Source organism: Pirellulales bacterium (assembly GCA_036267355.1).
Classification (GTDB): Bacteria; Planctomycetota; Planctomycetia; order Pirellulales; family DATAWG01; genus DATAWG01.
In genome coordinates this window covers 1-25,799 of the sequence record DATAWG010000134.1, presented here as the reverse complement: position 1 = coordinate 25,799, position 25,799 = coordinate 1, and the positions used below count along the sequence as shown (strand labels likewise).

The window sequence follows — 25,799 nt, the reverse complement described above, 5'->3', positions numbered from 1 at the left end:
GACTGAATCGTGACGGCATGAGCATCGTTGGGCGCGGCCATGGTTCCCAATCCCAGATAGTCCGAAGTGCCCAAGAACAACGTCATCGCGATGACGATGCAACCGCCGAGCACGGGCCGCATGAAAGGCCAAGGGACGAGCCGTTTGAAGGCGTGTTGCAAGCGATGGGTTGTTTCAGCGAACAACAGGCTGGCCAAGCCAAACGCGACCGCCGCAATGCCTACCTTGATAGCCAGGGTGCCGTTGAGGGGCGCTAAGGCCAAGCGGCCGCCATGCGGCAATAGGGCGGCAATGTGATAGTGCGAATGCTCCAGGCCCCACAGCCGAACCGTGCAATCACCCACGATACTGGCGATCAGACAGGGAACAATCGCGTCGTAACTCATGCGGCCGATCGCCAACACTTCCATCGCGAAAATGGCGCCGGTCAGCGGGGTTCCGAACACGGCGCCAAATCCGCCGGCGATGCCGGCCATTAGGAGCGTGCGGGCGTTCTGTGGCGACATCCTCAGCCATCGACCCATCTCGCCCGCCAAGCTGCCGCCCATCTGCACGGCGGTTCCTTCGCGGCCGGCGGAGCCTCCGAAAAGATGGGTTGCAACCGTTCCGATCAAAACCAAGGGCGCCATTCGCAGGGGCACGCCGGCTCCCGGCTCATGAATCTGCTCCAAGATCAGATTGTTGCCGTTTTCGACTTTTCGGCCGAAATAGTGGTACAAAAGCCCGATTGCCAAACCCCCGAAGGGGAGTCCATAGAGCAGCGCCGGATGCGCGAAGCGCAGAAGCATCGCGTGTTCCAGGCACCACAGGAACAACGCCACCGCTGTTCCAATGCCGATCCCAAGAATCGAAGCGATCACAAACCACTTTGCGACGTAGCACGCCAGCGCGCAGTGTTCCCGCAGGTTCCAACGGAGGTGCATTCGAGTTCCCAATATCAAGGTTGGATGATAACAGTGGGAAACCGCCGTCGCGGCAAAGCGCTGCCGAGAAGGATGACTCCCACACCAAGGTGGTTAATAGGAGTCATCAGCGCGGCTCAGTAGAGCCGGCAAACCGGGGCGAACTCCATCGCCGAATGTTTATGTATCGAGAAGAATAGTTGCGATTCGACGGATGGTCAAGGCCGACGAAAGCGATTTTCTAAATTTTTTTTTCAGGCCGCTCAGGGAGAAGCTGCAACCGTTTTCATGGCGCTGCGTCTTCACAACCGTGTGGCAATAGAGCAACGCCGACCGAACGATGGTAAGCGGCAAACGCAACGTGGTTCAGGGCGAGTTTGTTTCTTCTTTTTCCGCCGTGACCGGCTCGCAAGACGCATCGATCTTGTCTCGCGATTGTTCATCGGCGTGTGAGTAAATCGACATCATTCGCGGGAAACGACTAACCATCACATGCTCCAAATAGGCTTGCACATCTTTCGCCCGCGAAGCGCGAAGCACGCCTCGTGCAATTTGACGCGCCTGCGTCCATTCCACACCGCGAACGATCTGCTTGATCGCTGGTATCATCACCGGATTCATGCTGAGCTCGTCCACTCCAAGCCCGAGCAGAATGATGGTATAGATGGGGTCGGCGGCCATTTCACCGCACAGACTTACGTGGCGCTGCCGCCGATGGCCGGCTCGGATGATTCCGCGCATCATTCTCAGGATGGCCAGATGGAGCGGTTCGTAAATGTACGAAACCCGAGAGTTCAAGCGATCCGTGGCCAATGTGTATTGAATTAAGTCATTCGAGCCGATGCTGAAGAACTCGACTTCATGGGCAAGCAGGTCGGGAATTGCCGCCGCTGCCGGTGTTTCGATCATGCAGCCGAACTGGACCCCCGGATCGAAGGAAATAGCTTGCCGCGACAAATCCTCCTTGACGCGATTCACGATACGCATCGTGTCCTGAAATTCTGTCAGGCTCGTGATCAATGGGAACATGATCCGGACCGTTCCGAACGCCGATGCGCGTAATAATGCTCGCAGTTGCGTCTCGAACAGTTCGGGCTGCTCGAACAAAAGGCGGATTCCGCGACAGCCGAGCATTGGATTCGCTTCCGGCTCATGGTTGGCGCCCGCCTTGTCGCCCCCCAAATCGAACGTTCGAAACGTGACGGGACGGGGAGCCATGCTCCGCACGAGGCCGGTATAAAACTCAAACTGTTCCGCTTCACTGGGCGCTTCCGCGTGGGACAAATAGTAGAATTCGGTCCGCACCAATCCGATTCCGTCAGCACCCTGGGCAAGCGCGTAGGGGATTTCCTCGGCCAGGCTGACGTTAGCCGTCAGGCGAATCGTTCGGCCGTCGAGGGTCGTCGCTGGATGCTCTCGCAGTCCGGCGACCTCTCCCGAAAAATGCTCGAACAATTCGCGGCGCGTGCGATATTGCCGCAAGGCCAGTTCCGTCGGACGAACGAGCACGCCTCCTGCGTTGCCGTCGACGACAACCGTGTCACCGCTTTCCACTCGTCCCCATAGGTCTGGTGCCCGGGCGACGACGGGGATTCCCAAGGTTGAAGCCAACAACGCGGCATGGGAGGTCGGCGCCGATTGCGTCATGACGATCGCCAGCAGTTTTGCGCGATCCAGGGCGATCAGTTCCGTCGCGGCCAGCGTTTCGACGATCAGAACGCGCGGCTCCGGCATTTCTGGAACGCGCGGCGATTCCTGCCGGCGAAGATGCCGCTGCAATCGCCGCCCCATGTCAAGAATATCCTCGGCCCGGGCAGCGAGGTATTCACTTTGGGCCGCTGCCATCTTGCGAGCGTATTCGTCGACGACCGTTTGGACCGCGGTCGCGGCATTGACGTGTCGCGATTCGATGGCCTTGATGATTTCCGATCGTAGATGCGGATCTTCGAGCATCCGCAAGCTCGCGGTGAATATGCCGCTGGCCGATTGGCCGACCGAAGTGAGAACGCGTGCTTCGATTTCGTGGAGTTCGAACTGAGCACTTTTCAAGGCCGCGTCGAGATGTTGCCGTTCGATGGCCACCTGATGCGGCCGAATAGCTTGGTGAACGACCGTGATGGCGGCCGGAGCCCAAACTATTGCCGGTCCGATCGCGATACCGGGCGCAACAGTTTTTGCAGAGAACATCAGGAGCCTCTTGGATTAGGGCGGCAATGATGCTGGCAAGACACGGAAAGCCCTGTCGATCGCCAAAAAAGATGCACCGAGACCGATGGCCGTCTGAGGTTAGAGAGAAACACCGGCACCAACATAAAGACTCCAACCGCTAGGACAAACGGTAGGAGTCATCAGCCAATGGCGGCAGTTTCGTTTTGCGGGGGACTCCATCCCACACCTGGATTCTAACGGCCCGCGCGGCAGTCGGTCAAGAATCGACCGCCGGGTCCGAATCCAAGAATCCAACGGCTTGACTCTCGGCTTCCGCCGTGCATGATTATGGGTATGGGGATGGAGTCCCCCCAAAATGCCTTTCGGCTAATGACTCCTGCCAATTGCAATTTGCTGGCGGGAGTATCTGGCGCGCCGATATCTATCTCGCCACGCTAGGTTGCCGTCGATGCAACGGCTCCGGAAACAGTTGCCGGAGGTCCGCTTCATCGCCGCGCGGGATGCATTGTCGATCTATGGAGATTCGTCCGATGGCGGATGTGCGTGCGACAGCCGTTTCGACCGAGTCCGCGCCGGCGCTACAGCAATACGTGCGGCAAAAGCAGGCCGTTGGACAATCGCTCCGCGTTTTGGACGAATTTCTGAAGCGCCGTGGCAGCGAGTCGCGACGGGCCGATTGTCATGAATTGTTCGTGAAACTGGCCGAAGACAGGTTTACACTGGCCGTGGTCGGACAGTTCAAGCGGGGGAAAAGCTCGTTGATGAACGCGATCATCGGGCGTGAACTGCTGCCAACCGGACTCCTGCCGTTGACGTCGGTCGTCACGATCCTGCGTTTTGGACCGCGGGATCGAGTGCTTCTGCCAAGCGATCGGCTGTCGTTCGATCAGGAGTTGCCGATTTCGGCCCTGCGGGACTACGTTACGGAAGAGGGGAATCCCGGCAATCAACGGCAGATCAAGGCCGTGTACGTCGAGGTCTCCTCTCCCTTCCTACGCCGTGGATTGGAGTTTGTCGACACGCCGGGCGTTGGGTCGGCTGTCGGCGCCAACACGGCAACGACCTATCAATTTCTGCCGCACTGTGACGCCGTGTTGTTCGTCACCGCCCTCGATTCGCCGCTGACGGAAGCAGAAGTTGTGCTGCTGCGCGATCTTCGGCAATACGTCCGCAAGTTGTTTTTCGTGGTCAATAAGTGCGATCTGCTGCAAGAATCGGATCGTGCAACGGCATTGGAATACTTGCGCGGCACGCTTCGCAGTCAGATCTTGATGGACGATTTTCGCATCTTCCCAGTCTCGGCCCGGGCGGCCCTGGCAGCGAAAATGGACGGCCCTCAACAAGAACCCGACGCGGGCGGCATCGGCGATCTGGAAGCCGAATTGGGCAGGTTCTTGGCTGAAGACCGTTCCACCACGTTTCTTCTGGCGATCGTCAACCACGCCACGCGGCTGTTGGAAGCCGAACGTCGGGACATGGAGCAAAAGCTTGCGATCGCGCCATCGAATTGCTCCGCAACGCGACTGATGAGCAAACCGGAGCAAAGGGCTCGCCATGCCGTTCTGCGGTCTCGCCTGGAAGCCCTTCGCGAAGGCATACTTGCGGGCCAGCCCCTTGCCGAGGCGCCCGCGGCAGATCCTACCGGCAATGGTTTTGATTGGGTCGTGCCCTCTGTGTCGCAGCCTGAACTCAATGTCGAGAAACCGGCCGTCCACGGTTGCACGGTGTGCGATCACTTGGCGAAATCGCTTTTCGATTTCTTTCGCCATTTCCAATATCAATTGGCGACGGAGGAGAGCACCCAACGGCTTTTCGCCGAGGACTTAGGTTTCTGTCCGCTCCATACCTGGCAGCTTGCTACACTCAGTTCGACGCTGGGCCTGAGCGCCGGTCTTCCACGGTTGATGCAGCGGCTGGCTGCCGAGCTTGCGGCCGCCGCGCTTGAGCCCGAAGTATCTGCAATTCGTGTTGCCCGATTGGTCGCTCGAACGGCGAGTTGCCGGGCCTGCTGTTTCGTGCGTGAAGCCGAGAAGCAGTATATCGCTCGAATGGCCGATCTTCTGGCGCAGCCTGAGTATCGCGATCGGTTTCGCCGATCGGAGGGCGTGTGTCTGCGGCATCTCGGCGTTTTAGTAGCCGTTTTGCCGAACCAAGAGTCGTCGCGTTTTTTACTCGCCCAATCCGCGGCGCGTTTTCAGGAGGCAGCCGAGGACATGCTCAGTTATGTGATCAAACGAGAGGCGACGCGGCGAGCATTGCTGAACCAGAACGAGCAGGAGGCCAACGTGCGGGCCTTGACGTATATCGCCGGGCATCATTATCTGGCAAGTTCCAGCTTGCCCGATGCGGAGTTTTGACTCGTCGTTTTGTTTCCTCCGTTATGGCCGGCTGGAGATTTCCCAGATATACTACTAAGGATGGTGGAAAGGCCGCCGACGGTGATGGAGTTCACCGGAAACGTGCCCGCCTCTGATGCGGGCTGATAACTCCTACTTGGTGCGATCCCGCGCACGCTCGCTTACGAGTCGTCAGGGACACTTGGTAGGAGTAATTATGGCCGGGTCTGCATCGACTCCGATCGATCTGAGTCAGTCGGTTGTGGCGAATTCGCGGCCGTCGTCGGCCAATGCGAAACCGACGATGTTTTGCAGTGTCTTATCCCCGGTACCGGACGCGGGTCGTTGGGGCGAGCTGCGCGAAGCGCCGATCTATTTTCGCGATCTGCATCTCGATCAGATCGTGGAAGCCGTCACGAAGGGCTGGAAGGAGTACGACCTTGGCCCCTTCTTTCGCATGCCGCTCGCCGATCTCGATTCCGTCGTGTTTCGCCAAGAAGTGATGCGAGATCTCGACGAGCAGGGTCTGTCGGCTGCCATTCAAGCCTTCGCCGAATGGATGCGCACGATGCGCATGTATCTCGATCGGACGAAACGATCTCATTACCGATATGAAAGAGAGCCGTGGCTGTTGAGCGCCGCGGAAGTCTATTGCTACGCCTTGCAGCACTTGCGGGAACATCTGCATGGCAACGTCGTGAAATCGCGCGGGCTTCGGGGCTTTCGTGAATACTTGGACGGCTACCTGGCATCTCCGCAATTCATGAAGCTCGCCGCGGACACGGCAAGCCTCGGATCGGCCCTATCGGCGATTCGGTATTGCTTGGTGCTCAACGATAGCAGCGTGATCGTCCGCGAGTACGACGGCGAGGCCGACTATAGCGTGAAAGTGGAGGCGACGTTCGAGAAATTTCGGCGCGGTGCCGTAAAAGACTACCGCTCGAAGCTTCCGGAACGCGCGGGCATGAACCACATCCAGGCCCGAATTCTCGAAGGCGTCGCGCGGCTCAATCCGGATACCTTCCGCACACTGGAATCCTATTACCTCGAACATGCAGCGTATCCGGACGAAACGATCGCGCGTTTCGACCGAGAAATCCAGTTCTACGTCGCCTATCTTTCGCATGTCGCCAAATTCCGACGCGCTGGTCTTGCCTTTTGCTATCCGACGCTTTCTCAGTCGTCCAAGGAAGTCGGCAGCCGCGCCGCATTCGACCTGTCTTTGGCAGAGAAGCTGGTCGAGCAGAAAACTGACGTTGTACGGAACGATTTTTCGCTAACCGGGTCGGAGCGCAACTTGGTCGTTTCGGGTCCGAACCAAGGCGGCAAGACCACGTTTGCCCGCACCTTCGGCCAGTTACACTATCTGGCGAGTCTTGGTCTGCCGGTTCCCGGGACGGAGGCAAGGCTGTTTTTGTTCGACCGCATCTTCTGCCATTTTGAGCGGGAGGAAAACATTCAGACTCTTCGCGGCAAGCTGCAGGACGATCTGATACGCATCCACGAAATCCTGGAGCGGGCAACTCCCAACAGTATCGTCATCATGAATGAGATATTTTCTTCCACCACGCTCGACGACGCCGTGGATTTGAGCAAAAAGGTCATGGCGCGCATCTCGCAATTGGACGCGATCGGGGTCTGGGTCACGTTTCTGACGGAGCTGTCGGAGTTCAATGAAAAGACGGTGAGCATGGTCAGCACGGTCGACCCGGCGGATCCGGCGATTCGCACCTTCAAGATCGAGCGCCGACCGGCCGAAGGCATCGCCTACGCTTTGGCTGTCGCGGAAAAGCATCGAGTGACCTACGACTGGATCAAGCGACGGGTGAAGCCATGAAAGCGCTGTTGATGCACCCCGATCGGGATTTTGATCCGCAGCAGGCGTTGCCTGGCCACGAGTCGGACCTCGTCCAGGATTTGGAGCTAAACACGCTTTTGAACGCCATGGCGGGAGAGGACAAGGCCCTGTTGGCCGTGGCTCGATCGGCGGTTCTAACCGGCCTGCAGAACGACGTTGCGACGATTCTCCATCGACAAGCCATATTGGATGATTGCGTCAAAAACGCCGAGGTCGTCCGGGAACTGCATGCAATTGCGGTCGCGACGACCGAGGAAAAGCGAAGGCACTTCTATGGCATCGGCACCCTCTCTCCGAGATCCGTCTTGTACGGCGCCGTCGAAATCCTACCGATGCTGACGCGAATGCTGAAACGGCTAAAAGCGGTCGCCGACGCGCGGATCGACCAATTCCGGTCGAAAGGCTTTCGCGACCTGTTTGCAATGGTTCAACGGGAATTCAGCGACGAATACTTCGCCGAAATCCGCAGCCATTTGAGCGAGTTGAAGTTTGGGCGGGGCGTGCTGCTGAGTGCCGAATTGGGACGCGGCAATGAAGGGGCCAACTACGTGCTGCGACAACCCCGTGGGAAGAATCCGAGTTGGCTCGCGCGCCTGCTTGGCACGAAATCCGCGGCCTATTCCTTTCGCGTCGATGATCGCGACATAGTCGGGGCGGAAATTCTATCGGACATGCACACGCGCGGGATCAATTTGGTCGCGAATGCAGTCGCTCAAGCTACCGATCACATCCTCAGCTTCTTCGCCATGCTGCGCACGGAGCTTGCCTTCTATGTCGGTTGCCTCAACGTCCAAGATCGGCTGACCGCGAAAGGCATCCCGCTTGTACTTCCCAAGCCAGAACCAATCGGCTCGCGCACCTTCCACTTCAGCGAGTTGCACGACGTTTGTCTCGCGCTGACGACCGAGAAGCGGGTGATCGGCAACGATCTCGACGCGAACGGTAACAGCCTCGCGATCGTCACCGGCGCCAATCAAGGCGGAAAGTCGAGCTTTCTGCGAAGCGTCGGTGTGGCTCAGTTGATGATGCACTCGGGCATGTTCGTCGCCGCCGAATCGTTCGCGGCCGACCTTTGCACCGGTCTGTACACCCACTATAAGCGCGAAGAAGACACTACGATGAAGCACGGCAAACTCGACGAGGAGCTTGCGAGGATGAGCCGGATCGTGGAGTCCATCGAACCGAACGCGCTGTTGCTCTGTAACGAATCTTTTGCCTCGACCAACGAGCGCGAGGGCTCCGAAATCGCCAGGCAGATTGTTTGCGCCCTGCTGGAAAGGCAGGTCAAAATCGTATTCGTCACGCATTTCTATGAATTTGCGCACGGCATGTTCGATCAAAAACTGCGGGCGGCGATTTTTCTGCGTGCCGAAAGGCTGGCTGACGGGACTCGTACGTTCAAAATCACTGAAGGCGAGCCCTTGGAAACCAGTTTCGGTCAGGATCTCTACCAAAAGATTTTCCTGGACGACGCAGCGCGCGGCGTAAACTGAATTCCGGACTATCGTTCGCCATCGAAGGACTGGATATGCTCTCGGTTGAAATCAGCAATCCGCCGCCGTTTGGCAAATTCTTGGCGCGCGCCGCCCTGTCAATCGGCAGTCTGGGCCAGGAATTCGCCGCCGACCGTGTCCGGCTCAACGCACTCGGCGAGCGGTTGCGCACGGCTCGTTGTCATCTGGCCGTTCTCGGCCAATTCAAGCGTGGCAAGAGCACGCTGATTAACGCCCTGGTCGGCGAATCGATTCTGCCCTCGGCTGTGGTGCCGGCCACGTCGATTCCGACCTTCGTGCATGGCAGCAAGCAGCTTTCGGCGCGAGTCTTGTTTGACGGTAAACCCGAGGAACGATTCGCCGCCTCAAACTTCGCTGAATTAGCCGAATTCCTGGCGCGTTTCGTCACGGAGATGGCCAATCCGCACAACCGGTTAGGCGTTCGGCAAGTCGAGGCCGCTTGCCCGGCGCCGATTCTGCGCGACGGACTGGAGTTGATCGACACGCCGGGCATCGGCTCGACGTATCGCCACAACACGGAAGCAACGTTCAACTTCCTGCCGCAGTGCGACGCGGCTCTGTTTGTGGTGTCTGCCGATCCGCCAATCACGGAAGTGGAAATCGATTTTCTCAAAATCGCTCGCCGCAAGCTAGCGAGACTGTTTTTCATCCTGAATAAGGCGGATTATCTCGAAGGGAATGATCGCCAGGCGGCCGTTGAGTTTCTTCGCCAGGTGCTCTGTGAACAAGCCGGCTTTGAATCGCCACCACAGATCTTTTGCACCTCGGCTCGCGAGGGGCTAGCCGCCCGCCGCAATAACGATTCCGCCGCTTGGCAGCGCAGCGGCATGGCAGATATCGAGCACCTTATTGTCGATTTTCTCGTTGAGGAGAAATGTGACGTGCTAACTCGTGCGGTCTCCAGGCAAACCGACGAAGTTCTCACCGACGTGCAGCGACGCTTGGCGCTCGCCATACGCAGCTTGCAGATGCCCGTGGACGAGCTTCGAGAACGGGTGCATCAGTTCGAGCAACGCCTGACGAAGATCGAGGAAAAGCGAATCCTTGTGGCCGAACAACTCAAGCGAGACGAAATGCGAATCGCCAACGTTGTCAAGAGCTACGCCGGCCGACTGCTGCCCGCAAGCCTGACATTTTTTGAAAGGATTGTGCGTGCATCTCAGGAACGTGATGGTGCTGGATGGACTGAAGAATCGGCCCGCGACACGATCGCGGCGGCAGTCCCTGATTTTTTCGAACGAGAATTCAGCGCGGTCTATGATTCGTGCGAAGAGCAGTTGAAAGACGCCCTGTCGGCCCAATCTCACGTCACGAATCAGCTCTTCGCCGCGGTTCACGGATTGGTTGGCGAAGTGTTCGAAGTGGCTGAGGAGTCCTCGCAGTCTGGCAGAGAACCGGTGAAGATCGATCGGCCATTCTGGCGGACTCACAAATGGACGATTAAGTTTGCGGCGATTCCCGAGGCGTGGATCGATCGCCTTTTTCCGCGGCGACTGCGTCAATCCCGTATTCGCCGGCGGATAATGGAGCAAGTCGAATATCTGGTAACTCGCAACATCGGATATCTGCAATGGAGCGTGCTGGAATACTTGGATAAAGGCGTCCAGGAATTCCGCGATGCGCTGGATCGTCGCATTCAAGGCGCGGTTGAGGCTACCCGCGGTGTGCTTGACACGGCTAGCCGACGGCGGCTGGTCGATTCAGTTAAGGTTGCGCCGGAGATTGACCGCCTCAAGGAAGCTCTGGCAACGGTTCAATCGCTCCGCGAATGCATCGTCCATCGTTAACACATCCTGAGAAACCATCAAACATTCAGGCTTTATCTCAACCGCAGCAATTGACAGCGCCGTTGACCGAAGTGGTCAACGGCCGAGTGGACGAATCCAACCGACGGGAGAACGATGCGATGTTCAAGAAAATCCTGATCGCTTGCGACAGTTCACCTTCCGCCTACCGAGCATTTCGCCTCGGCCTGGAAATCGCCGAGAAATTTGACGCATCAATCACGGTTTTAGCGGTTGCCCAACTGCCGGAGCCGGCGTCGATAGTCGAGAGCACGACAATACTTGAATTGGCCACCGAACACTATCAGACGATCTTCGCCGATCTGCGTAAATTAGCAGCGGCAGTCGGTATCGTGTTGGAAACGCGGGTGGCGATTGGCCACGCCGCGGAGCAAATCTTGCATTGCGCTGATGAAGAAAAGGTCGATTTGATCGTGATGGGACACCGCGGCAAGAGTGCCATCAAGCGCTGGCTGCTGGGATCGGTGTCGAAACGGGTTATCAGTTACGCCACTTGCTCCGTTCTGATAGCCCGCTAAAAACCTTCCATCCCGCAGGGCATTGCCAGAACCGAGGGCGCAACTTTGCCAGACTCTGCCTGAGAATATTCAATTCGCTATGTTCAACGAGAATCACAAGTCGCACATCCGCACGGTTTTTCAATCCGTCGACGAACTTTTGTCAAAAATGCTCCAATATCTGGACTCGACGCATCCGCCGTCGCCATTCTCGGAGCATGTTCCTGACGCCACACCGGTCCAAGGAAGGGTCATCGCCGACTATGCCGTTCGTGTCCGAAACAGCATGCTTCGGCTGCTGCAAACCCATGCCATCCCGCTGGCGGAAAAGCGAATCAGTGCTGTCTGGGCTGCCCGCGCGGCGATCATGGCGGCGAGAGTGTCTGTCGATGAAATGGGCCCGCGAATTGTTCGCGGATACGGCGCTTTGACGGACGAAGACGCCCGTGCATTAGAAGCAATGATTGCCCAGCTTCAAGATATCCTGAACCGAATGGACGCGTTCTTGGCCCAAGGTCCCGGACGTGAGATGCAATCGCGATTGGAGCGGCTTGAGAAAACCGGTGATGCAGGGCGCTTGCTCAATGAGCTTGGTCAAATCATTACCAAATACGGTTTGGTGGAGTTCCGTGCGACCCTGGAAATGCTGGCCGAGCGATTCGAATCCGACGTATTTGAAATCGCGGTGTTCGGTCGTGTAAGTTCCGGCAAATCGTCGCTTTTGGACTATCTTCTGCAAACCGACGCTTTGCCGGTCGGGGTCACGCCGGTGACGGCCATACCGATTCGCACCGTGTACGGCGATGAGGCACGCGCCGTTATCGATCTGGCAGAGGCGCCCTCAGTGGTTGTTGCTGCGAAGCGTTTGGTTGAGTTCGCCGCCGAACAGCAGAATCCCGCGAATAGCAAGCACGTGACGCGAATTCAATTGGAACTCCCGTCTTCGATTCTTCGCGCTGGTTTGGCATTTGTCGATACTCCCGGCCTCGGTTCGTTGGCGACGGCTGGCAGCGCCGAATCGCTTTGGTATTTGCCGCGATGCGATCTCGGGATCGTGCTGGTGGACGCTTCGTCCACGCTAGTGGCCGACGACGTGTCACTGGTGCATTCTCTCTATGAGGCCGGCGCCGATGCGATGGTCTTATTGAGCAAGGCAGACCTTCTATCGGATAGGGATCAACAGCGGGCGGCCGAATATGCGCGACGGCAGTTGCACGCGGAGATCGCAAGGGATACGCCTGTGTATTCCGTCAGCATCAAGGCCGACGGTGCAAGACTCTGTGATGATTGGCGTCGCGAGATGCTGCTTCCGTGTCTGGATGATCATCGGCAGCGATTTCAAGTCTCGATGCGCCGAAAGATCGGTGCCCTCCGGGACGCAGTGGTGGCGGCTTTGAGAAAGCGAATAGTCGCCGGTCCGAACACGGCCTCCGCTCTCGAGCCACAGCTCATCGAACAATCCCTGTCGACAACGCTCGCGCAAATGGATCGTGCTCGCTATTCGGTCCCCAAACCGTTTCCGGCCGCCGGCATAATGGCTCACGACGTGCTAACGCAGGCCGCCGACCGAATCGCATCGAGTTGGGATAGCCATGCCGGGCCCACGCAGGATGTTACCGGAATAGTCCAATCGGCCGCCGACTATGCTGCCCAACGAATTGCCGCCATCGCCGCTACGGGCATTCAGGAACTGAATCAGGCGGTGACCAACACATTGCAACAATGCGGGGACCATTCCGCCGCCGGGACTACCGATATCATTGGTGCATTTCGAATCGCAGGATTGCCGCTCCTCGATTGTGCCAGACCGGAACTACATGCCGAGGTGACGCGCCCGCTCATGGGGCTATTCGGTAAGCCGAAACTTGTTCAGGGAATCCAGAAGCAATTGGAATCCCAGGTCTTCCGCCAACTGACGGCCGCTTTCGATCGTTACCAAGGCCGGCTCCTCGAATGGCGCCGCTGGTCCCTTGATGAAATGCAACGAGTTTTCACGGCCAAGGCAGAACTCCATCGCAGCCGCTTTTCGCCGACTGAATGTCGAACCGGAGAATCGCCGCAGAGTGCGACGGACATCGGCCGCGACATTGAGCACCTAATTCACATTGGAGATGTAGCCATGTGTGCGGATACCAGTGCCGATCAATATCTTCGGTAATGGCCAACAAGGAACAGATACTTTACACGGGAAATTCGACAGCGTCACGCCATTGTGCCACGTCCTCGACTCTTTCCCGTTGGTAGATTTGATGGATCAGTTCGGATGAATGATTCACCAACCGCATGGCGGCCTCACGCGGCACACCGGCCCGCCGGAGACGGTTAACGTAGGTGACGCGCAGACAATGAAAGCACAAATGCGGCAGACCGATTTTGATGAAGAATTGCTGCCAGCGGCGCGACGGCTGAAATGGAAACTCAACGGTGAATGTCTTTCTCGACTTGCGGACGCGCTCAAACAGCGGGCGTAGCGCCGACGGCATCGGCACGGAGAACGCCCGATCTTCGCCGCCTTTCGGGGACGGGAAGGTGATTTTGTTCTCCGCAAAATCGATGCAGTTTAGCGGCAACCGCGTTTCCCGCAACCGGCAGCCGGTGTGCAGGGCAATATCGAACGCGATCCGCATCCATTCCGGCTCGCTCTTCAACGCTTTTCGAATGATCCGGATTTCCTTGTCAGTCAGTTCCGGCTTTTTAGCGGCTTTGTCTCGCCGCAGCTTGAGGCTCACCAGCGGGTTGGCGTCGGCATGGCCGAGCCGCACGGCCTCCCCCATTATCATGGCGAGGAGCTTCAATTCCATGATTGCTGTGTTGCGTCCCGCCGTCTTGCCTGTTTTCTTCTTGTAATTGGTACGCCAGTCGATGTATTCAAGGGCGTTTCGGTAGGTGATGACGCGAGGTGAGTGGTAATGCTTTTCTTGCAGCCAGAACGCAAGCCAAGACCAAGTGCCGGTGTAGCGTTCCAGTGTGCGCGGGCTTTGGCAGTGCCGTTCCAAGTATTGCGGCACCCAGGTATCCCAGCCGCCGCCAGTGATTTGGCCGGCGCTGCGATTGAGTTCTTTGGCTTCAAGTTGCGCTCTCAGGGCGCGTGCCTTGACGGTTTGAGCAGGATCGTCCGCCCTCAATTCGGTGGACTTGTTGCGCCGCTCACCGTCGGCGTCAATGAATTGAATCCACCAGAACGGCGAAGTCTCTCTTTTGTAAATCGATGCCATAGGACCAGTGCAGTTTATGCAGTAAGCTTACTGCATTTTAGCCCGGATGTCGAGCAAAACTGCGGTGTCTTGCACCACTATAAACCACTATGCCTGTAACGAGGGTTCGATTCCCTTCACCCGCTCCATTATAAATCAATAGGTTATCGGTGCGTGCAGTAATAGTGCAGTAACTGTGTTACATTCGCTGACATGTGTTTGTGCGATGTGTATGTGTAATATCGTGCGATCGCCGGCCGGAAAAGGGCCGTCGTTCCCGCAATAACAAGTGTCTCGGTGCCAGCGGATAACATCCTTGAAACTGGCTCTCACAGCCACTTTCCGCGAGACATGGCCTTTGATTTCTGATATGCTATTTGTAATAGGGTCGAAGCAACAACTGGCATACGCGACAGAAAGGGCGGAAGTGCAGGTATGAAGCGGGGCGACAAGGAAACGCTCTCGGGTCAAAGGCAGGACAAGCAACTGCGAGGCATCCGGCTTGAATCTGTCTTGGAGAAACGCCGATTGGATCAGGCGTTGAACGCCAAAGAGTTTGCCGTGTGCGCCGGTGTGTCCTATTCAACGGCGCGCTGCTGGTTTCACCTCGCCGGTTTTCCGGCGTTTCGCGGGGTCATCTTCTGGCAGGATTTCGTCCAGTGGCGGGCCGGCCACACTGCCTTTACGAAGCCCTCAATCCCGCAAGGCAACGGCGCCAATGCTGCCGGCATTTCAAGCCTGCCTCCGCGTGCCGCGCAAATCCTTTTCGACGCTTGAACGCAGAATTCCACGAGGTATTGTCCGGTGTCGCTGGTGCGTATGCGGTGAGCCGACGGCTGCGCCGGCCCCGGCCGAAAAGAATACCGGCCAGTTTGCGGATAGCCCGCAATAGATGCCGCGTGGCCCACAACCTACATCCCGCCGCCGCGATCCGCTCGGCGAAGCTACGCCGATGGAAAGAACCTGGCGGCGGCTATGAACCGGTGCGTGTTGGAAGTGCCATTCTCGGTGGACGAGCGCCTTAACGGTGTGTTAACGAGTTGCCTCTATGATACGCCAAGCAACACATAACAGCACAAGGTATATGGAACAGCTAGTACATTATCTCAGGTGTGATCGCCGGATGAGCCGGCACACGTTTATTCTCATCATGATTGGCTATTTGGCGATCGGTGCCGTCTTGTCTTTATTGATGGCTCCCGCCGCCATAAGCCATGCCCACACTATCACAGAGGTCATGCACGCCGCGCCGCTGAGGTATTATATTGCCGGCTTACGTAGCCGTTCACGGTTTCTCGCCGTACCTGGGGAGCGGGTCGCACCCGTGGAGGGTTTTGAATTGCGGAGGCGGTGAGCGGACGAGGCCGAGGGCGGCTCAGGCCGTGTCGTCGAAGAGCAACGAGGGACACGGAGTTCCTCGGAAGAAGGCTCGCACCGTTGTGTCGATGAAATCGAACACACTTTTGCCATGTTGAGCGCAGGTCGCCATCGTCGTCCAAATGCGTTCCAGCCAGCGGCGGCCCGCTTCGCTTCGGCTGCCTTGCGTAATCTTCCGGTCGATCACCACAAAGCGAATCGCCTGCTCCGCCAGATTGTTGGTGGGCTCGATGCCGGGCCTCGTTACGAACTCGATGTACTCAATTCCGTGATCGTGAAATCGCTTCGCCAATGCCTCGGCCTCGCGCGTATAAGGCACCCCACGCGTGGCCTCAACCCAGAGGGCCTCGGCCCGTTTGGACAACGCTTTGCGAAAGGTTTCTTCCGACACGTATTGGTCGCGGCGATGGATGGTTCCGAACAGGTTACGCAACGTGCCCAAGACCCGCCGGCCGTAGGTCCGATTCTTGGCGTTCGGATGGCCCACCAGGAATTTCACGTCGCGGATCAGATGCGCCAGGCAGAATTGTACCAGCACGTTCTTGTTCAGCCGCATGTACTTGTGATAAGCGCTAAAGTAGTCGCAGCCAAGCACGCCGTTGAACTCGGTCCCCAGGGCTTCCACGAGCACATCGCTCTTCCGTGACGGAGCGATCTTGAACAGCGTGAAGAGCGAGGCTCGAAAGCACCAGGTCCACAACCGCTCGCCGTTTTCCGGATGCCCGGTCTCGTCCACGTTCAGTTGCTTTTCCTTCGGCAACATCGCCAGCAATTCCTGGTAGGAGAATTCCAGGCTATTCGAGACTTTGCCGCACACCTTGCGGAGCTGCCCGCGACAGACGGTCACTCCAATCACATCGCGCAGGAACTTGCGAATCGTGCTGTAGGAACAATGACAGCCGCCTTTCAAGTAACCGACCAGAGCCGTCAGCCGCGGACCGAGGAGTCCCGTCTTGCGGACTTCTCGCGGCAGCGGCGCGATGAACGTCGTCCGGCATTTGGCGCAGTAACAGGCCCGGGCGCGGTGCTCCGAAACGTGGATCGGCCGCATCACGATTTCGACCTGTTGCACGAGGCTGGCCGGCTGCTCCAGAAGTTTCAGCTTTCCGGCGCAGTCCGGGCAGCGATCGAAGGAATAGTCCCAGCGGCGGTCGATCTGCTGTTCCGTAAAGGGAGTCCGCTCGTGCTTGGGATGTCCCGGTTGGCCGCCAGGCTTGCGACCCTTCCGCGACTTCTTCAGGGCGGCGGCCGGCTTGACGAAATCGCTCGACGGCGGCTTCGACGAATTGGTCGAATTCTTTTCCAGCTTGGCCAAACGCGCTTCCAATTCGGCGATCTGCCGCCGCAGAGCGGCGCATTGCGGGCATTCGTGACTGGTCGCGGCTTGGCTCATGGCCGCGACAACCTAACCCCAAACGCCTGTTTTCACCAAGATCAGTTCAGAAACTGTGAACGGCTACCGGCTTACTTACCACGGTGGTCGTTATTCCAGCCTACGCTGCGCGCCTTATGGATTTGGCGATTCCGCCTTTGTTTGCAGTCCTGTTCTTATTCCCCGTATGTTTCAATTTAGCTCAGAGGCTCGGGGCGCTCACGATTGCGGCTGATGCATATCCGCATACACTGATGAATGTGATCGGCTTGTGTAATGTGTTGGCGCAAGTGCTTCTAATGATCTGCCGGGGCACCAAAGGCCCGAATCGCTACGGGCCAGACCGGTTATCGATAAGGTATAGACGTTACTGAGAGTGCCATAGCTTATCACCCCTCACTATTGCAGCCAGCCTAACGATGTGCTTTCGTGTGACGGCCAAGCAACTGCCCAGGCATCTCACTTGAATCTGTCTTGGACAAACGCCGGTTGGATCAGGCGTTAAACGTCGAAGAGTTTGCCGTGTGTGCCGGAGTGTCGTATTCAACGGCCCGATGCTGGTTTCACGTTGCCGGCTTTCCGGCCATTCGCGGGGTCATCTTTTCGCAGGATTGCGTCCAGTGGCGGGCGAGCCATAATGGCCTTGCGAAGCCCTTAATCCCGCAAGCGAACGGCGACAGTATCGACGCCTTTGCGAGCCTGCCTCCGCGCGCCGCGCAAATCCTTTTCGACGCTTGAACGCAGAATTCCGCCAGGTATTGGCGGAGCGTACGTCGCAAGTCGACGGCTGCCGTGGCAAAGAGCGGTCCGGAAGCACTGGCGATCGCAGGGAAAGCCTCGCAGAAATGCGAGGTGCTAATCTACAATCCGTCGATGTTGTAGCTCGGATTGGGCCAGGGATTGGCCGGATTGTTCTTGTGACCGAAGTAAGTGTAAACGTAACCGGGGCCAAGGCTTTCGATGGGGGTAAACGGTACGCCCAGAATCAGATCGGGAATGCCGTCGCCATTGATATCGCCTGTGGCCAGCGCAGGGTATTCCCCTTCGATGGCGCTCGTTAGCTGGAAGCCGTGAGTGCCGTCGAGCAAGTTGCTGAGCGTCTGAGGCGTCGTCCAGTTTCCACTATTGCCGAATATCACATACGTGTTCCCCCCGCCGGCGTTGAGCGTGAAGCTCGCGATCAGGTCGGCGTAGCCGTCGCCGTTGATATCGCCGCTGGTCATGGCGTGGGTGGAGGGACCCCCAGGGATTGTGCCCGCGAACTGGACGCCATGTGTGCCGTCAATAAACGTACCGGTACCGGTATTGAGCGGCGCTGTTGCCACGGTGATGGTTGCGTTATTGTTTACCGTTGCGGCATTTGAAAGAGTAAGCGTACCTGTGCAAACGGTGCCACCTGTACAAGAGCTAATAATCGTGCCGGCCGGAATGCCGGTGCCGGAGAGCGTTTCGCCTGCCATAATATCAGTATATGAATTCAGGGCGAGGCTTGTTGAGTTGCTGGTGGTTCCATTCGCCGTCGTGCTGGCCAGGAGTGCCATGCTGGAGTTTTTGCCGAACACGACGTATTCATTGAGGTTTTCGTAAGACGATGCGTCGAGGATCAGGTCGGCGATGCCGTCGCCGTTGAAGTCCGTGGCGGCTACTGTATTTCCGCTCCATTCGGCATCAAGCCGGACTCCCTGCGTGCCGTCGATGAACGTGCCGGTGCCGGTGGCAAGCGGTGCCGTGGCCACGTAGAGCGCGCCGGCCGCCCTCGGGCTGGCGGAAAGTACGACGCTGGACGTGCAGACCGTCCCGTCCGTATTCACTCCACCGTTGCAACTGGCGATGGTCGTGCCGGTGGGAATGCCGCTTCCGGCCACTGTCTCGCCGACCATCAGGTCGCTGTAGGAAGCCGGAGTAATGGATGCGCCGCTGGTCCAGCTGTACGTTGTGCTTGCCAAAAAGGGCAAGCCGGAATTCTTGCCGAACAGGGCGAAGGCTTCGCCGGTGGCGGAGGAGCAGCCGATAACGAGGTCGCCGACGCCGTCGCCGTTAATATCCCCGACTGCGAGGGCTGTGCCGCAGTAATAAGAGTTACCCACGCTATCAAGCCGGATGCCTTGTACGCCGTCGATGAGCGTGGTGAGGCCGCGGGGAGTCGCTGTGGCGATGACGGGTGCCGTGGCCACGGTGAACGATCCCGTTCCCGTCGGGGCGGCGGACAGAACGATGGGATTGCCCGATAGACAGGGCGTTCCCTCAATGGCGGCTCCGCCGTTGCAACTGGAGATGGTCGCGCCGCTCGGAATCTTTGTTCCGACCAGCGTCTCGCCGACCATGAGATTGGTGTACGACGCAGGAGTCACCGACGTGCCGCTATAGGTATAGCTTGTGGTGGGCAGAAATGTGCTGCCGCTGGTGCTTTTGCCGAACACGACGAACGTGGAACCCATAGTATAACCTCCTGTAGGGAGGGAATATGCGTCAGCGTCATGGGCACCGATGATGATGTCGGCGTAACCGTCGCCGTTGATATCGCCGGCGGCGACCGAATAGCCAAACTGATCACCCGTTCCAGGCGGGTCATCGAGCCGGAAGCCCTGCGTGCCGTTGATCAACGATCCGCCGGCGCTCAGACTATAGACCCCGGCGCTTCCGCTGCCATCACCCGGCCATGTTCCACGCGCGCCGTACACCACGTAGGTATAGCCGGGACCATAGATGCCGATAATCAGATCGGGGATGCCGTCGCCGTTGACATCGCCTACGGCTACCGACTGCGTCGTCGTCCAGCCGGTGGGGCCTAGTGTAAACCCATTCGTGCCGTTGAGGTTGTCCAGCAGCAGCGGATCGGGAAACCCGGTGCGCGTGCCGAATACGACATAGACGTACTGAGAAGCGCCGATAATCAGATCGGGGATGCCGTCGCCATTGACATCGCCAACGGCCAGGAATAAGCCGACCTCAGAGGTATAGCTTCCGAAGTACAACTCAGTGATGAACCCCGGCTGCAGGCAGGCCGCGCCGAGGCAGCAGGTGTTTTTCGTGTCGGGGCGATACCAAAGGAGGTCGTCGAAGCCGGTATCGGTGCCGCCGGCGGGTAAAGTGGAGTTCACCCGATCTTTCTGAATCTTGACGTTCGTGAAGTTGGTGGTGTTATACGTAAAAGTAGAGCTGACGCCGAGAGCGTCCACACCGGCATTGACCTGCATATCGACATCCGTGCTGCCGCTGTTGATACGATTGGCTACGGTACTTCCTTGCGCCGGCCATGCGCCGTAGCCGCTCGCGCCGTGGCTAATGTAGGCGTACATAGTTTGGTCGATGATCGTGCCACCGCTGATGTTTTCGATCGTGATGCCGGGCTTTGCGCCGTTGAGCTTGATGCTCTGCTGCAAGTTATAGCAGCCTGGCGCGTGAGTTTTGGGGGCGACCCTCCTTCCGGCGGGGGGGGTGTTATTGTTATTGGTCACTGCCGCTGCGGGGCTTTCCGTTGCTCGCGTATCCACGACGTAGGTGAATCGCCGGCCATATTCGTCGTAGGCGTATTCATCCGGCAGCCCAAGTGTTTTAGTCGGGATGACGCCACCGACGACATAGCCCGTTCCTGCATCCGGTCCGAGCGGTGCATTGGGCGTCGGAGACGTGTTGCCGGTACAAATGCCGGGCGTGCCCGCCTCGACTCCGAAATACTGGGTGTTCTCGGCATACTGCCCGTCGGCCGGACAAGGGCGACGGCCGTTGGCCGCCATGAACGAGCGCATCGCTTCCTCGACCCGCTCCAGCTTCTTGGCGTTGTTAAGTATTTTGCCGTTGTTGTCTGCATTGTCCTTACCCGGCAGCACCGATGTGAAAATCAGCGCCGCGACCGTCAGCAAAATGCTGATCGTGATTAGGCTGAAGCCCGATGAGGGATGCGCTTTGAGCATATTGCATCCTTACCGCACAAGAGTGAAGAATTGGTTAAATGCCGTTACCAGTTTGTCAAACGTGCAGCCGTTGGAAGACGGCTGCTGGCCGACCAATGGCGAGCATGTTTACCCCGACATGCGACGGAAAACTTCGGCCGGGCGATCACGTTAGGGCAACGCACACATTGCGCAATCAGAACGCTTCTTGCGATTGAGCGTCGGCTGGGTGGAGAACCGCCCAGGATGAATGGAACGGCTCAATTCTGACCGCAGCCTCCGGCGGGGAGATGTCTGTATCTAAAACCTTCAAAGGCCCACTCTCGATATCGCAAGAAAGCAGCCAGTTGAAATCGGGAGGTGGAACTGGGTTTTGGAACGGCCGGAAAGGAGCCGGCCCGATGGTTCGGATTGGCGACGGCGGGATGCGGGAGCGGTCTTCGGAATGAGAATTAGCGCATCTCGGCTACTGGGCCGGCGCGGTGTTGTCCGGGATGAGCTTCGCGGCCAGGACCAGAACGATTCAGCCATCTTGCCATTCGACCATCGGCAAGCCGAACCGCTTGTGCGTTAGAATCGCCTCGCCGAGGGCGTTATCGTAATACCGATAGGCTCGGTGGCGGGCGGAGCCGAGTTGGCGACCCTGCTATCCTCGTTGAATCGCGCTCTGTTCAATGCTGGCGGCGACGGCACATCCACGAAGAGGTCGTCAACGATGTCGTCGGGCGTCATGGTGGCTACGCCTTGTCGTCGATTCCCGCGATGAATGCTTCCATGTCGCCGTAGAAGCAGCCGTCCCAGCGGATCATGTCGTCGTGCGTATCGAGCCAGAGCTCGCTGGTGTCGCTTTCACCATGAATACGGAAAGTGCAGCAATACGTGTGGACGTAGCTGGAGAGTGGGCCGAATGTCGGGCCGACAAATCCCCACTCATCCATCTGCTGCTCAGGATCGTTACGGCCGTGGTAGAGCCGCAGGTAGAACTTGCCGGGCACGAGGGACATACCCTTTCGGATGAGTAGCGAGGTTGACGGGGCGGCTTCGACTGAGACTTTTCGCGCCAAATCCTGGGATTCGGCATTTTTGCCGGCGGACCGCGTGCCGGCGTCGAAGGCGGCTTTGAGTGCAGAGCGAACGGCCCAGACGCTTACGTCGTGAAAGTCGAGGCTATCAGACTTACGGGTTCTAAGTGTCGGGATGTTGAGATGCTTGCTGGCAATCTCAGTGAGGGTTCGATCACGGCGTTTCATGCTGGTGTCCCTTCTGTGTTGATGGTTATTGCTCGCGAACCGGCGATGATGATCTTCACGTTACATCTCCATAGAAGCAGTCTCCGAGATGAGCGCCTTCGAGGCTGAAGAGCTGCTCGGCCTCGTAGCCGACCGGCAGGCCGTCCTCGTCGAAGCGAAGCGTCGTCGTGCGGATCAGGTCGCGAACCTCGTCGGGGTCCCAGCCGAATTCGTCGAGGGATTCGCACAGCGGGATGTCGAGTAGTTGTGTCGTCATGGCGTTTTCTCCTTTGCTCTAAGTTACAAGCCGCCCAACGCGGCCTTTCCGGGGTTGGACATAAGCCGCCCAAAGCCGGAGGCGTAAGCGCACGTGCAAGCGAAAGGCCGAGGCTCCCGCAGGGAAACGGCCTTGGCAGCTTGCAGGCTCCGGCGGGCGGCTTAGAAACCCCCGGAACTGAAAGGCTGCGGGCGGATTGTCACGAAAGCCGGATGGAGAAAGCGGACATACCGACAAGAATGGTGACGTCGTTCGGGAATTCCGGAGCAAAGGATCAGGACTCAGATTGTGAGTTGGTCAATGCGGCGCTCGATGAAGCCGATCACGTCGGCATCCGTACCGGCGGGATCACTCGTCAGGTCGTGCAGCAGGGCCTGGAGGGCCGCGATTGTCACCTTTGCACGGTAGGTCAGGCGACGGGGAACCGGATACATCGCAGGATCGGCGGAAGCGTAAAGAACCTCGCATATCACGTAGCCGAGCGATTCGTCACATCGGCCGATGGCGAGTTGCATACCCGTTTCGTTGGCAGTATTGCGGACGATGCTCCAGATGGCCTGAGCGGGAACCGGGCTGCCGGTGGCCATGATGCGGAAGAACCGGAGGCCGTATTCGTCGAGAGTGAAGGCAGCCAGGCCCTTCTCATCGGTATGCACGCGGACCGGACGGTAACGCCGGGCGAAGCGGGACGGCAATTCGTAGTGGAGGAGGTCACGCCGCATGGGCAGCCTCCGAGGGCTGCAATTGGTGAAGGTAATCCGCCGCACGCTGGGCATGTGCGGCAGCGGTGAAGACGGCTCGCTTGTCGTTGCGAAGCACCTTGAGCCAGGAGGCAATGTAGGCCGCATGATCTTCGCGTACCTCGGGAGTGAGGCTCAGGTCGGCGCACAGGAAGGCGGCACCCAGTTCGGCGACCAGTTCCTCCATGCTATAGCCTTCGTCACCCCAGCGTTGCCGGCCGAACTCACGGGCCAGCCGTGACGGGTGCCTGGTCCAGTGTGTGTTATGCCGAGATCGGCATAAAACGCATAATGCCGCGTGCCGGATTATGCCGCGTCGGTCTCAGGTTCCTGGGAACAGCACGCACGAGCGATCGATGGCGGTCGGCATAATCTTCGGCACGAAGGTAGTTGTTTGGCCGCCCGGCGCGCGTATGCTCGCTCCTTTTCACCCAACAGAAGGAGCATTGCATGACCACACCAAAACCGACCAACACTCATCAAGAAGCTGCGACGCACAGCGATCCGCTGGGGGCCTATCCGCAGCAGTTTCAAAAGCATTTGGAGAGCCAGCATTACATGCCGGCCACCATCGCCCAATACGGCCGTTGCATCAACGTGCTGCGGAGCCAGATGGTAGTGCTTGGCGTGAAACTGCACGATCTCGACGAAGATTGGGCGGTGGAACTGATCGGCAAATCGCCGTATCGGTCATTCCGCAGCAAAACCAGCGCCTTCATCATCAGGACCTTCGTCAGGTTCCTGGCCACCTTGGGAGCAACGAAGACAGTCTTGGCGACATCACCCGGCGACAGCGCGCGCGGGCAACTCAAGCAAGACTACGAAAATTATTTGCGTCGCCAGCGAGGCTTAAGCGAGAGAACGATCTTTCATAGCTGGCGCATCGCCGATCGGTTCCTCGAATTCCGCTTTGGGAAGGAAATCGGCGACCTGTCACAGATCACAGCGGCCGACATTGCAAGTTTTTTGCAGCAACTGACGACGCGAAAGCCACCGCTCCGGGATAAGACGCTTTCTTCGCACCTGAGAAACTTCTTCCGGTACCTCTTCCAGGCCGGAAAAACACCGACCAATCTTGCCCTAGGCATCCTGAGCGTCGCACAGCGCTATGGGGCAAGACTGCCTCGACACCTGACGGCCGAACAGGTGGACACCCTCGTCAAGGCGGTTCGGACTGATACCGTCGTAGGCCGGCGCAACTACGCCATGATGTTGCTGGTCGCGCGACTTGGGTTGCGGGCACCCGAAGTAGTTGCCATGCAGATCGATGATATCGACTGGCGGTCCGGCGAGATCGTCATTCGCGGCAAGGGCAAGAGGCATGATCGTGTTCCTCTACCGCCGGATGTAGGTGAGGCACTGGCAGATTACATCCGGTTCGCTCGCGTAACGGCGTCGCGCGTGCTGTTCGTAACGGAACGGTCACCTCATCGTCCATTCAAGAGCGGGCAGGTGCTGAACTATATCCTGAGAGATGCCTTCGCCAAAAGTGGCTTAACGCCGCCGGCGCCTTATGTGGGGTCGCACATTCTGCGGCATAGCCTGGCGACGAATCTTGTACAGCGCGGCGCCTCGCTGGAGGAAATCAGCGACGTACTCCGCCATCGCTCGCGAGCTTCCACCATGATTTATGCCAAGCTCGATATCGATGGCCTGCGCTCGATCGCTCTGCCCTGGCCGGCCGTGGGAGGTGTAAAATGAGCGATTTGTCCTCAGAACTCAGCCGCTATCTGAACATCCGACGCGGCCTCGGGTACGACCTCGGCACGGCAGAACGTGTCCTGCGCAAGTTCATCGCCTTCGCGGAACAAAAGGGTGCTGAGCACGTCAGCGCCACAGTCTTTCTGCAATGGCAAGAGACGTTCGGCCATGCGAATCGACAAACATGGTCGCGCCGTTTGAGCATCGTGCGGCTCTTTGCCCAATGGCTGCAAAGCCTGGACCCGAAACACGAGGTGCCGCCGTGTGGGCTGATCCCCGCCCGCTTGCGCCGTACTCGACCCTATATCTACAGCGATGAGGAAATCTGCCGCATCGTGAAGGCCGCCGCGGAGTTGCCTTCGATCAACGGCATTCGTGCGCTGACCAGTCCGACTTTATTCGGTCTCATCGCCGTTACTGGCCTGAGAATCAGCGAAGCGCTCTCGCTCAACGTCGCGGATGTCGATCTGGAGGCCGGGTTGGTTACGGTTCGGCGCGGGAAATTTGGGAAGGCTCGTCTGTTGCCGATCTCCGATAGCACCAAGGGTCAGTTGACAGCCTATGCCAAGGAGCGGGATCGGCTGCTTGACTCGTCCCCCGAGCCGTTCTTCGTGTCCGATATTGGAGAACGCGTCACTGATTGCGGCGCGCGATACAACTTCGCCGCCGCCTGTCAGGCCATTGGACTGAGGCCCGTGGAAAAGTTCCACCGGCATGGTCGTGGTCCACGCATTCATGATCTGCGCCATACCTTCGCCGTGCGGACGCTGGTGAACTGGTATCGCACGGGCAAAGTGTAAACGGCGCTCGAATAGTGCAGCGCTCGGCGAGTAGCCGACGGTCGGCCGAAAAGTGCAGCGCTCATGTCCCCCATCGCGGATTCGTGGCCAAGACTTGCGACGGTAAACCCGTCATAAGTCCTACGAACCGCGAGA

Annotated in this window: 18 protein-coding genes and 4 riboswitches; of the genes, 9 read left to right on the top strand and 9 right to left on the bottom strand. The window is 58.3% G+C overall.

The window, feature by feature from the left end; translation table 11 throughout:
• Nucleotides 1-923, bottom strand: a 923-nt coding sequence (locus tag VHX65_20810; GenBank protein ID HEX4000999.1) for a chloride channel protein, incomplete at its 3' end; no start/stop codon positions are given.
• A 90-nt stretch (nt 924-1,013) separates the two neighbouring features.
• A riboswitch (Fluoride riboswitch) is annotated at nt 1,014-1,085 on the bottom strand.
• Nucleotides 1,086-1,268: 183 nt separating this feature from the next.
• Nucleotides 1,269-3,089, bottom strand: a complete 1,821-nt coding sequence (gene ptsP, locus VHX65_20805) for a phosphoenolpyruvate--protein phosphotransferase (protein ID HEX4000998.1) — start codon at nt 3,087-3,089, stop codon at nt 1,269-1,271.
• A 145-nt stretch (nt 3,090-3,234) separates the two neighbouring features.
• A riboswitch (Fluoride riboswitch) is annotated at nt 3,235-3,303 on the bottom strand.
• A gap of 94 nt (nt 3,304-3,397) precedes the next feature.
• Nucleotides 3,398-3,457: riboswitch (Fluoride riboswitch) on the top strand.
• A gap of 144 nt (nt 3,458-3,601) precedes the next feature.
• Here ptsP and VHX65_20800 point away from each other — a divergent pair.
• The 6 genes from VHX65_20800 (at nt 3,602) to VHX65_20775 (ending at nt 13,239) form a co-directional block, all read left to right on the top strand.
• Complete coding sequence (locus VHX65_20800; protein HEX4000997.1) at nt 3,602-5,428, top strand: DUF6062 family protein; 1,827 nt, start codon at nt 3,602-3,604, stop codon at nt 5,426-5,428.
• 71 nt (nt 5,429-5,499) lie between these two features.
• A riboswitch (Fluoride riboswitch) is annotated at nt 5,500-5,570 on the top strand.
• A gap of 54 nt (nt 5,571-5,624) precedes the next feature.
• Nucleotides 5,625-7,244 (top strand): hypothetical protein, encoded by a 1,620-nt coding sequence (locus VHX65_20795; protein ID HEX4000996.1) that lies wholly within the window; start codon nt 5,625-5,627, stop codon nt 7,242-7,244.
• Nucleotides 7,245-7,738: 494 nt separating this feature from the next.
• A complete protein-coding gene (locus tag VHX65_20790; GenBank protein HEX4000995.1) occupies nt 7,739-8,758 on the top strand; it encodes a hypothetical protein in 1,020 nt (339 codons plus the stop codon).
• A 35-nt stretch (nt 8,759-8,793) separates the two neighbouring features.
• Nucleotides 8,794-10,566: a dynamin family protein gene (locus tag VHX65_20785; protein ID HEX4000994.1), complete on the top strand. Its 1,773-nt coding sequence runs from the start codon at nt 8,794-8,796 to the stop codon at nt 10,564-10,566.
• Nucleotides 10,548-11,102 (top strand): universal stress protein, encoded by a 555-nt coding sequence (locus tag VHX65_20780; protein HEX4000993.1) that lies wholly within the window; start codon nt 10,548-10,550, stop codon nt 11,100-11,102. Before VHX65_20785 ends, VHX65_20780 begins: the two co-directional genes overlap by 19 nt.
• Nucleotides 11,103-11,181: 79 nt before the next feature.
• Complete coding sequence (locus VHX65_20775) at nt 11,182-13,239, top strand: dynamin family protein (protein ID HEX4000992.1); 2,058 nt, start codon at nt 11,182-11,184, stop codon at nt 13,237-13,239.
• A 22-nt stretch (nt 13,240-13,261) separates the two neighbouring features.
• Here VHX65_20775 and VHX65_20770 read toward each other — a convergent pair whose 3' ends face one another.
• On the bottom strand, nt 13,262-14,296 hold the full coding sequence (locus VHX65_20770; protein ID HEX4000991.1) for a tyrosine-type recombinase/integrase: 1,035 nt from the start codon (nt 14,294-14,296) through the stop codon (nt 13,262-13,264).
• A 414-nt stretch (nt 14,297-14,710) separates the two neighbouring features.
• On the opposite strand from VHX65_20770, the gene VHX65_20765 reads away from it, so the two are divergent.
• Complete coding sequence (locus VHX65_20765) at nt 14,711-15,052, top strand: hypothetical protein (GenBank protein HEX4000990.1); 342 nt, start codon at nt 14,711-14,713, stop codon at nt 15,050-15,052.
• A 598-nt stretch (nt 15,053-15,650) separates the two neighbouring features.
• On the opposite strand, the gene VHX65_20760 is transcribed toward VHX65_20765, so the two are convergent.
• From VHX65_20760 to VHX65_20735, 6 genes are all read right to left on the bottom strand, one after another.
• The gene (locus tag VHX65_20760) at nt 15,651-17,045 is read right to left on the bottom strand and encodes an IS66 family transposase (GenBank protein ID HEX4000989.1); all 1,395 of its coding nucleotides are present in this window, start codon (nt 17,043-17,045) and stop codon (nt 15,651-15,653) included.
• 839 nt (nt 17,046-17,884) lie between these two features.
• Complete coding sequence (locus VHX65_20755; protein ID HEX4000988.1) at nt 17,885-20,938, bottom strand: FG-GAP-like repeat-containing protein; 3,054 nt, start codon at nt 20,936-20,938, stop codon at nt 17,885-17,887.
• A 716-nt stretch (nt 20,939-21,654) separates the two neighbouring features.
• Complete coding sequence (locus tag VHX65_20750; GenBank protein ID HEX4000987.1) at nt 21,655-22,167, bottom strand: hypothetical protein; 513 nt, start codon at nt 22,165-22,167, stop codon at nt 21,655-21,657.
• 55 nt (nt 22,168-22,222) lie between these two features.
• Nucleotides 22,223-22,423, bottom strand: a complete 201-nt coding sequence (locus VHX65_20745) for a hypothetical protein (GenBank protein ID HEX4000986.1) — start codon at nt 22,421-22,423, stop codon at nt 22,223-22,225.
• 281 nt (nt 22,424-22,704) lie between these two features.
• Nucleotides 22,705-23,145 carry a hypothetical protein gene (locus tag VHX65_20740; GenBank protein ID HEX4000985.1) on the bottom strand — a complete coding sequence of 147 codons (441 nt, stop codon included), beginning with the start codon at nt 23,143-23,145 and terminating at the stop codon, nt 22,705-22,707.
• Nucleotides 23,135-23,470, bottom strand: coding sequence for a zincin-like metallopeptidase domain-containing protein (locus tag VHX65_20735; GenBank protein ID HEX4000984.1), 336 nt, complete (start codon nt 23,468-23,470; stop codon nt 23,135-23,137). The genes VHX65_20740 and VHX65_20735 overlap by 11 nt, the downstream gene beginning before the upstream one ends.
• Before the next feature lie 143 nt (nt 23,471-23,613).
• Between VHX65_20735 and VHX65_20730 the strand changes: the two genes are divergently transcribed.
• Nucleotides 23,614-24,864 carry a site-specific integrase gene (locus VHX65_20730; protein ID HEX4000983.1) on the top strand — a complete coding sequence of 417 codons (1,251 nt, stop codon included), beginning with the start codon at nt 23,614-23,616 and terminating at the stop codon, nt 24,862-24,864.
• Entirely contained in the window at nt 24,861-25,664 is an 804-nt protein-coding gene (locus tag VHX65_20725; protein HEX4000982.1) for a tyrosine-type recombinase/integrase, read from the top strand. Before VHX65_20730 ends, VHX65_20725 begins: the two co-directional genes overlap by 4 nt.
• Nucleotides 25,665-25,799 lie beyond the last annotated feature (135 nt).

Bases quoted from the DNA above. Each gene is read 5' to 3' on its own strand.
- ptsP (HEX4000998.1), bottom strand. From the start codon at position 3,089: ATGTTCTCTGCAAAAACTGTTGCGCCCGGTATCGCGATCGGACCGGCA.
- VHX65_20800 (HEX4000997.1), top strand. From the start codon at position 3,602: ATGGCGGATGTGCGTGCGACAGCCGTTTCGACCGAGTCCGCGCCGGCG.
- VHX65_20795 (HEX4000996.1), top strand. From the start codon at position 5,625: ATGGCCGGGTCTGCATCGACTCCGATCGATCTGAGTCAGTCGGTTGTG.
- VHX65_20785 (HEX4000994.1), top strand. From the start codon at position 8,794: ATGCTCTCGGTTGAAATCAGCAATCCGCCGCCGTTTGGCAAATTCTTG.
- VHX65_20780 (HEX4000993.1), top strand. From the start codon at position 10,548: ATGCATCGTCCATCGTTAACACATCCTGAGAAACCATCAAACATTCAG.
- VHX65_20775 (HEX4000992.1), top strand. From the start codon at position 11,182: ATGTTCAACGAGAATCACAAGTCGCACATCCGCACGGTTTTTCAATCC.
- VHX65_20770 (HEX4000991.1), bottom strand. From the start codon at position 14,296: ATGGCATCGATTTACAAAAGAGAGACTTCGCCGTTCTGGTGGATTCAA.
- VHX65_20765 (HEX4000990.1), top strand. From the start codon at position 14,711: ATGAAGCGGGGCGACAAGGAAACGCTCTCGGGTCAAAGGCAGGACAAG.
- VHX65_20760 (HEX4000989.1), bottom strand. From the start codon at position 17,045: ATGAGCCAAGCCGCGACCAGTCACGAATGCCCGCAATGCGCCGCTCTG.
- VHX65_20755 (HEX4000988.1), bottom strand. From the start codon at position 20,938: ATGCTCAAAGCGCATCCCTCATCGGGCTTCAGCCTAATCACGATCAGC.
- VHX65_20750 (HEX4000987.1), bottom strand. From the start codon at position 22,167: ATGAAACGCCGTGATCGAACCCTCACTGAGATTGCCAGCAAGCATCTC.
- VHX65_20745 (HEX4000986.1), bottom strand. From the start codon at position 22,423: ATGACGACACAACTACTCGACATCCCGCTGTGCGAATCCCTCGACGAA.
- VHX65_20740 (HEX4000985.1), bottom strand. From the start codon at position 23,145: ATGCGGCGTGACCTCCTCCACTACGAATTGCCGTCCCGCTTCGCCCGG.
- VHX65_20730 (HEX4000983.1), top strand. From the start codon at position 23,614: ATGACCACACCAAAACCGACCAACACTCATCAAGAAGCTGCGACGCAC.
- VHX65_20725 (HEX4000982.1), top strand. From the start codon at position 24,861: ATGAGCGATTTGTCCTCAGAACTCAGCCGCTATCTGAACATCCGACGC.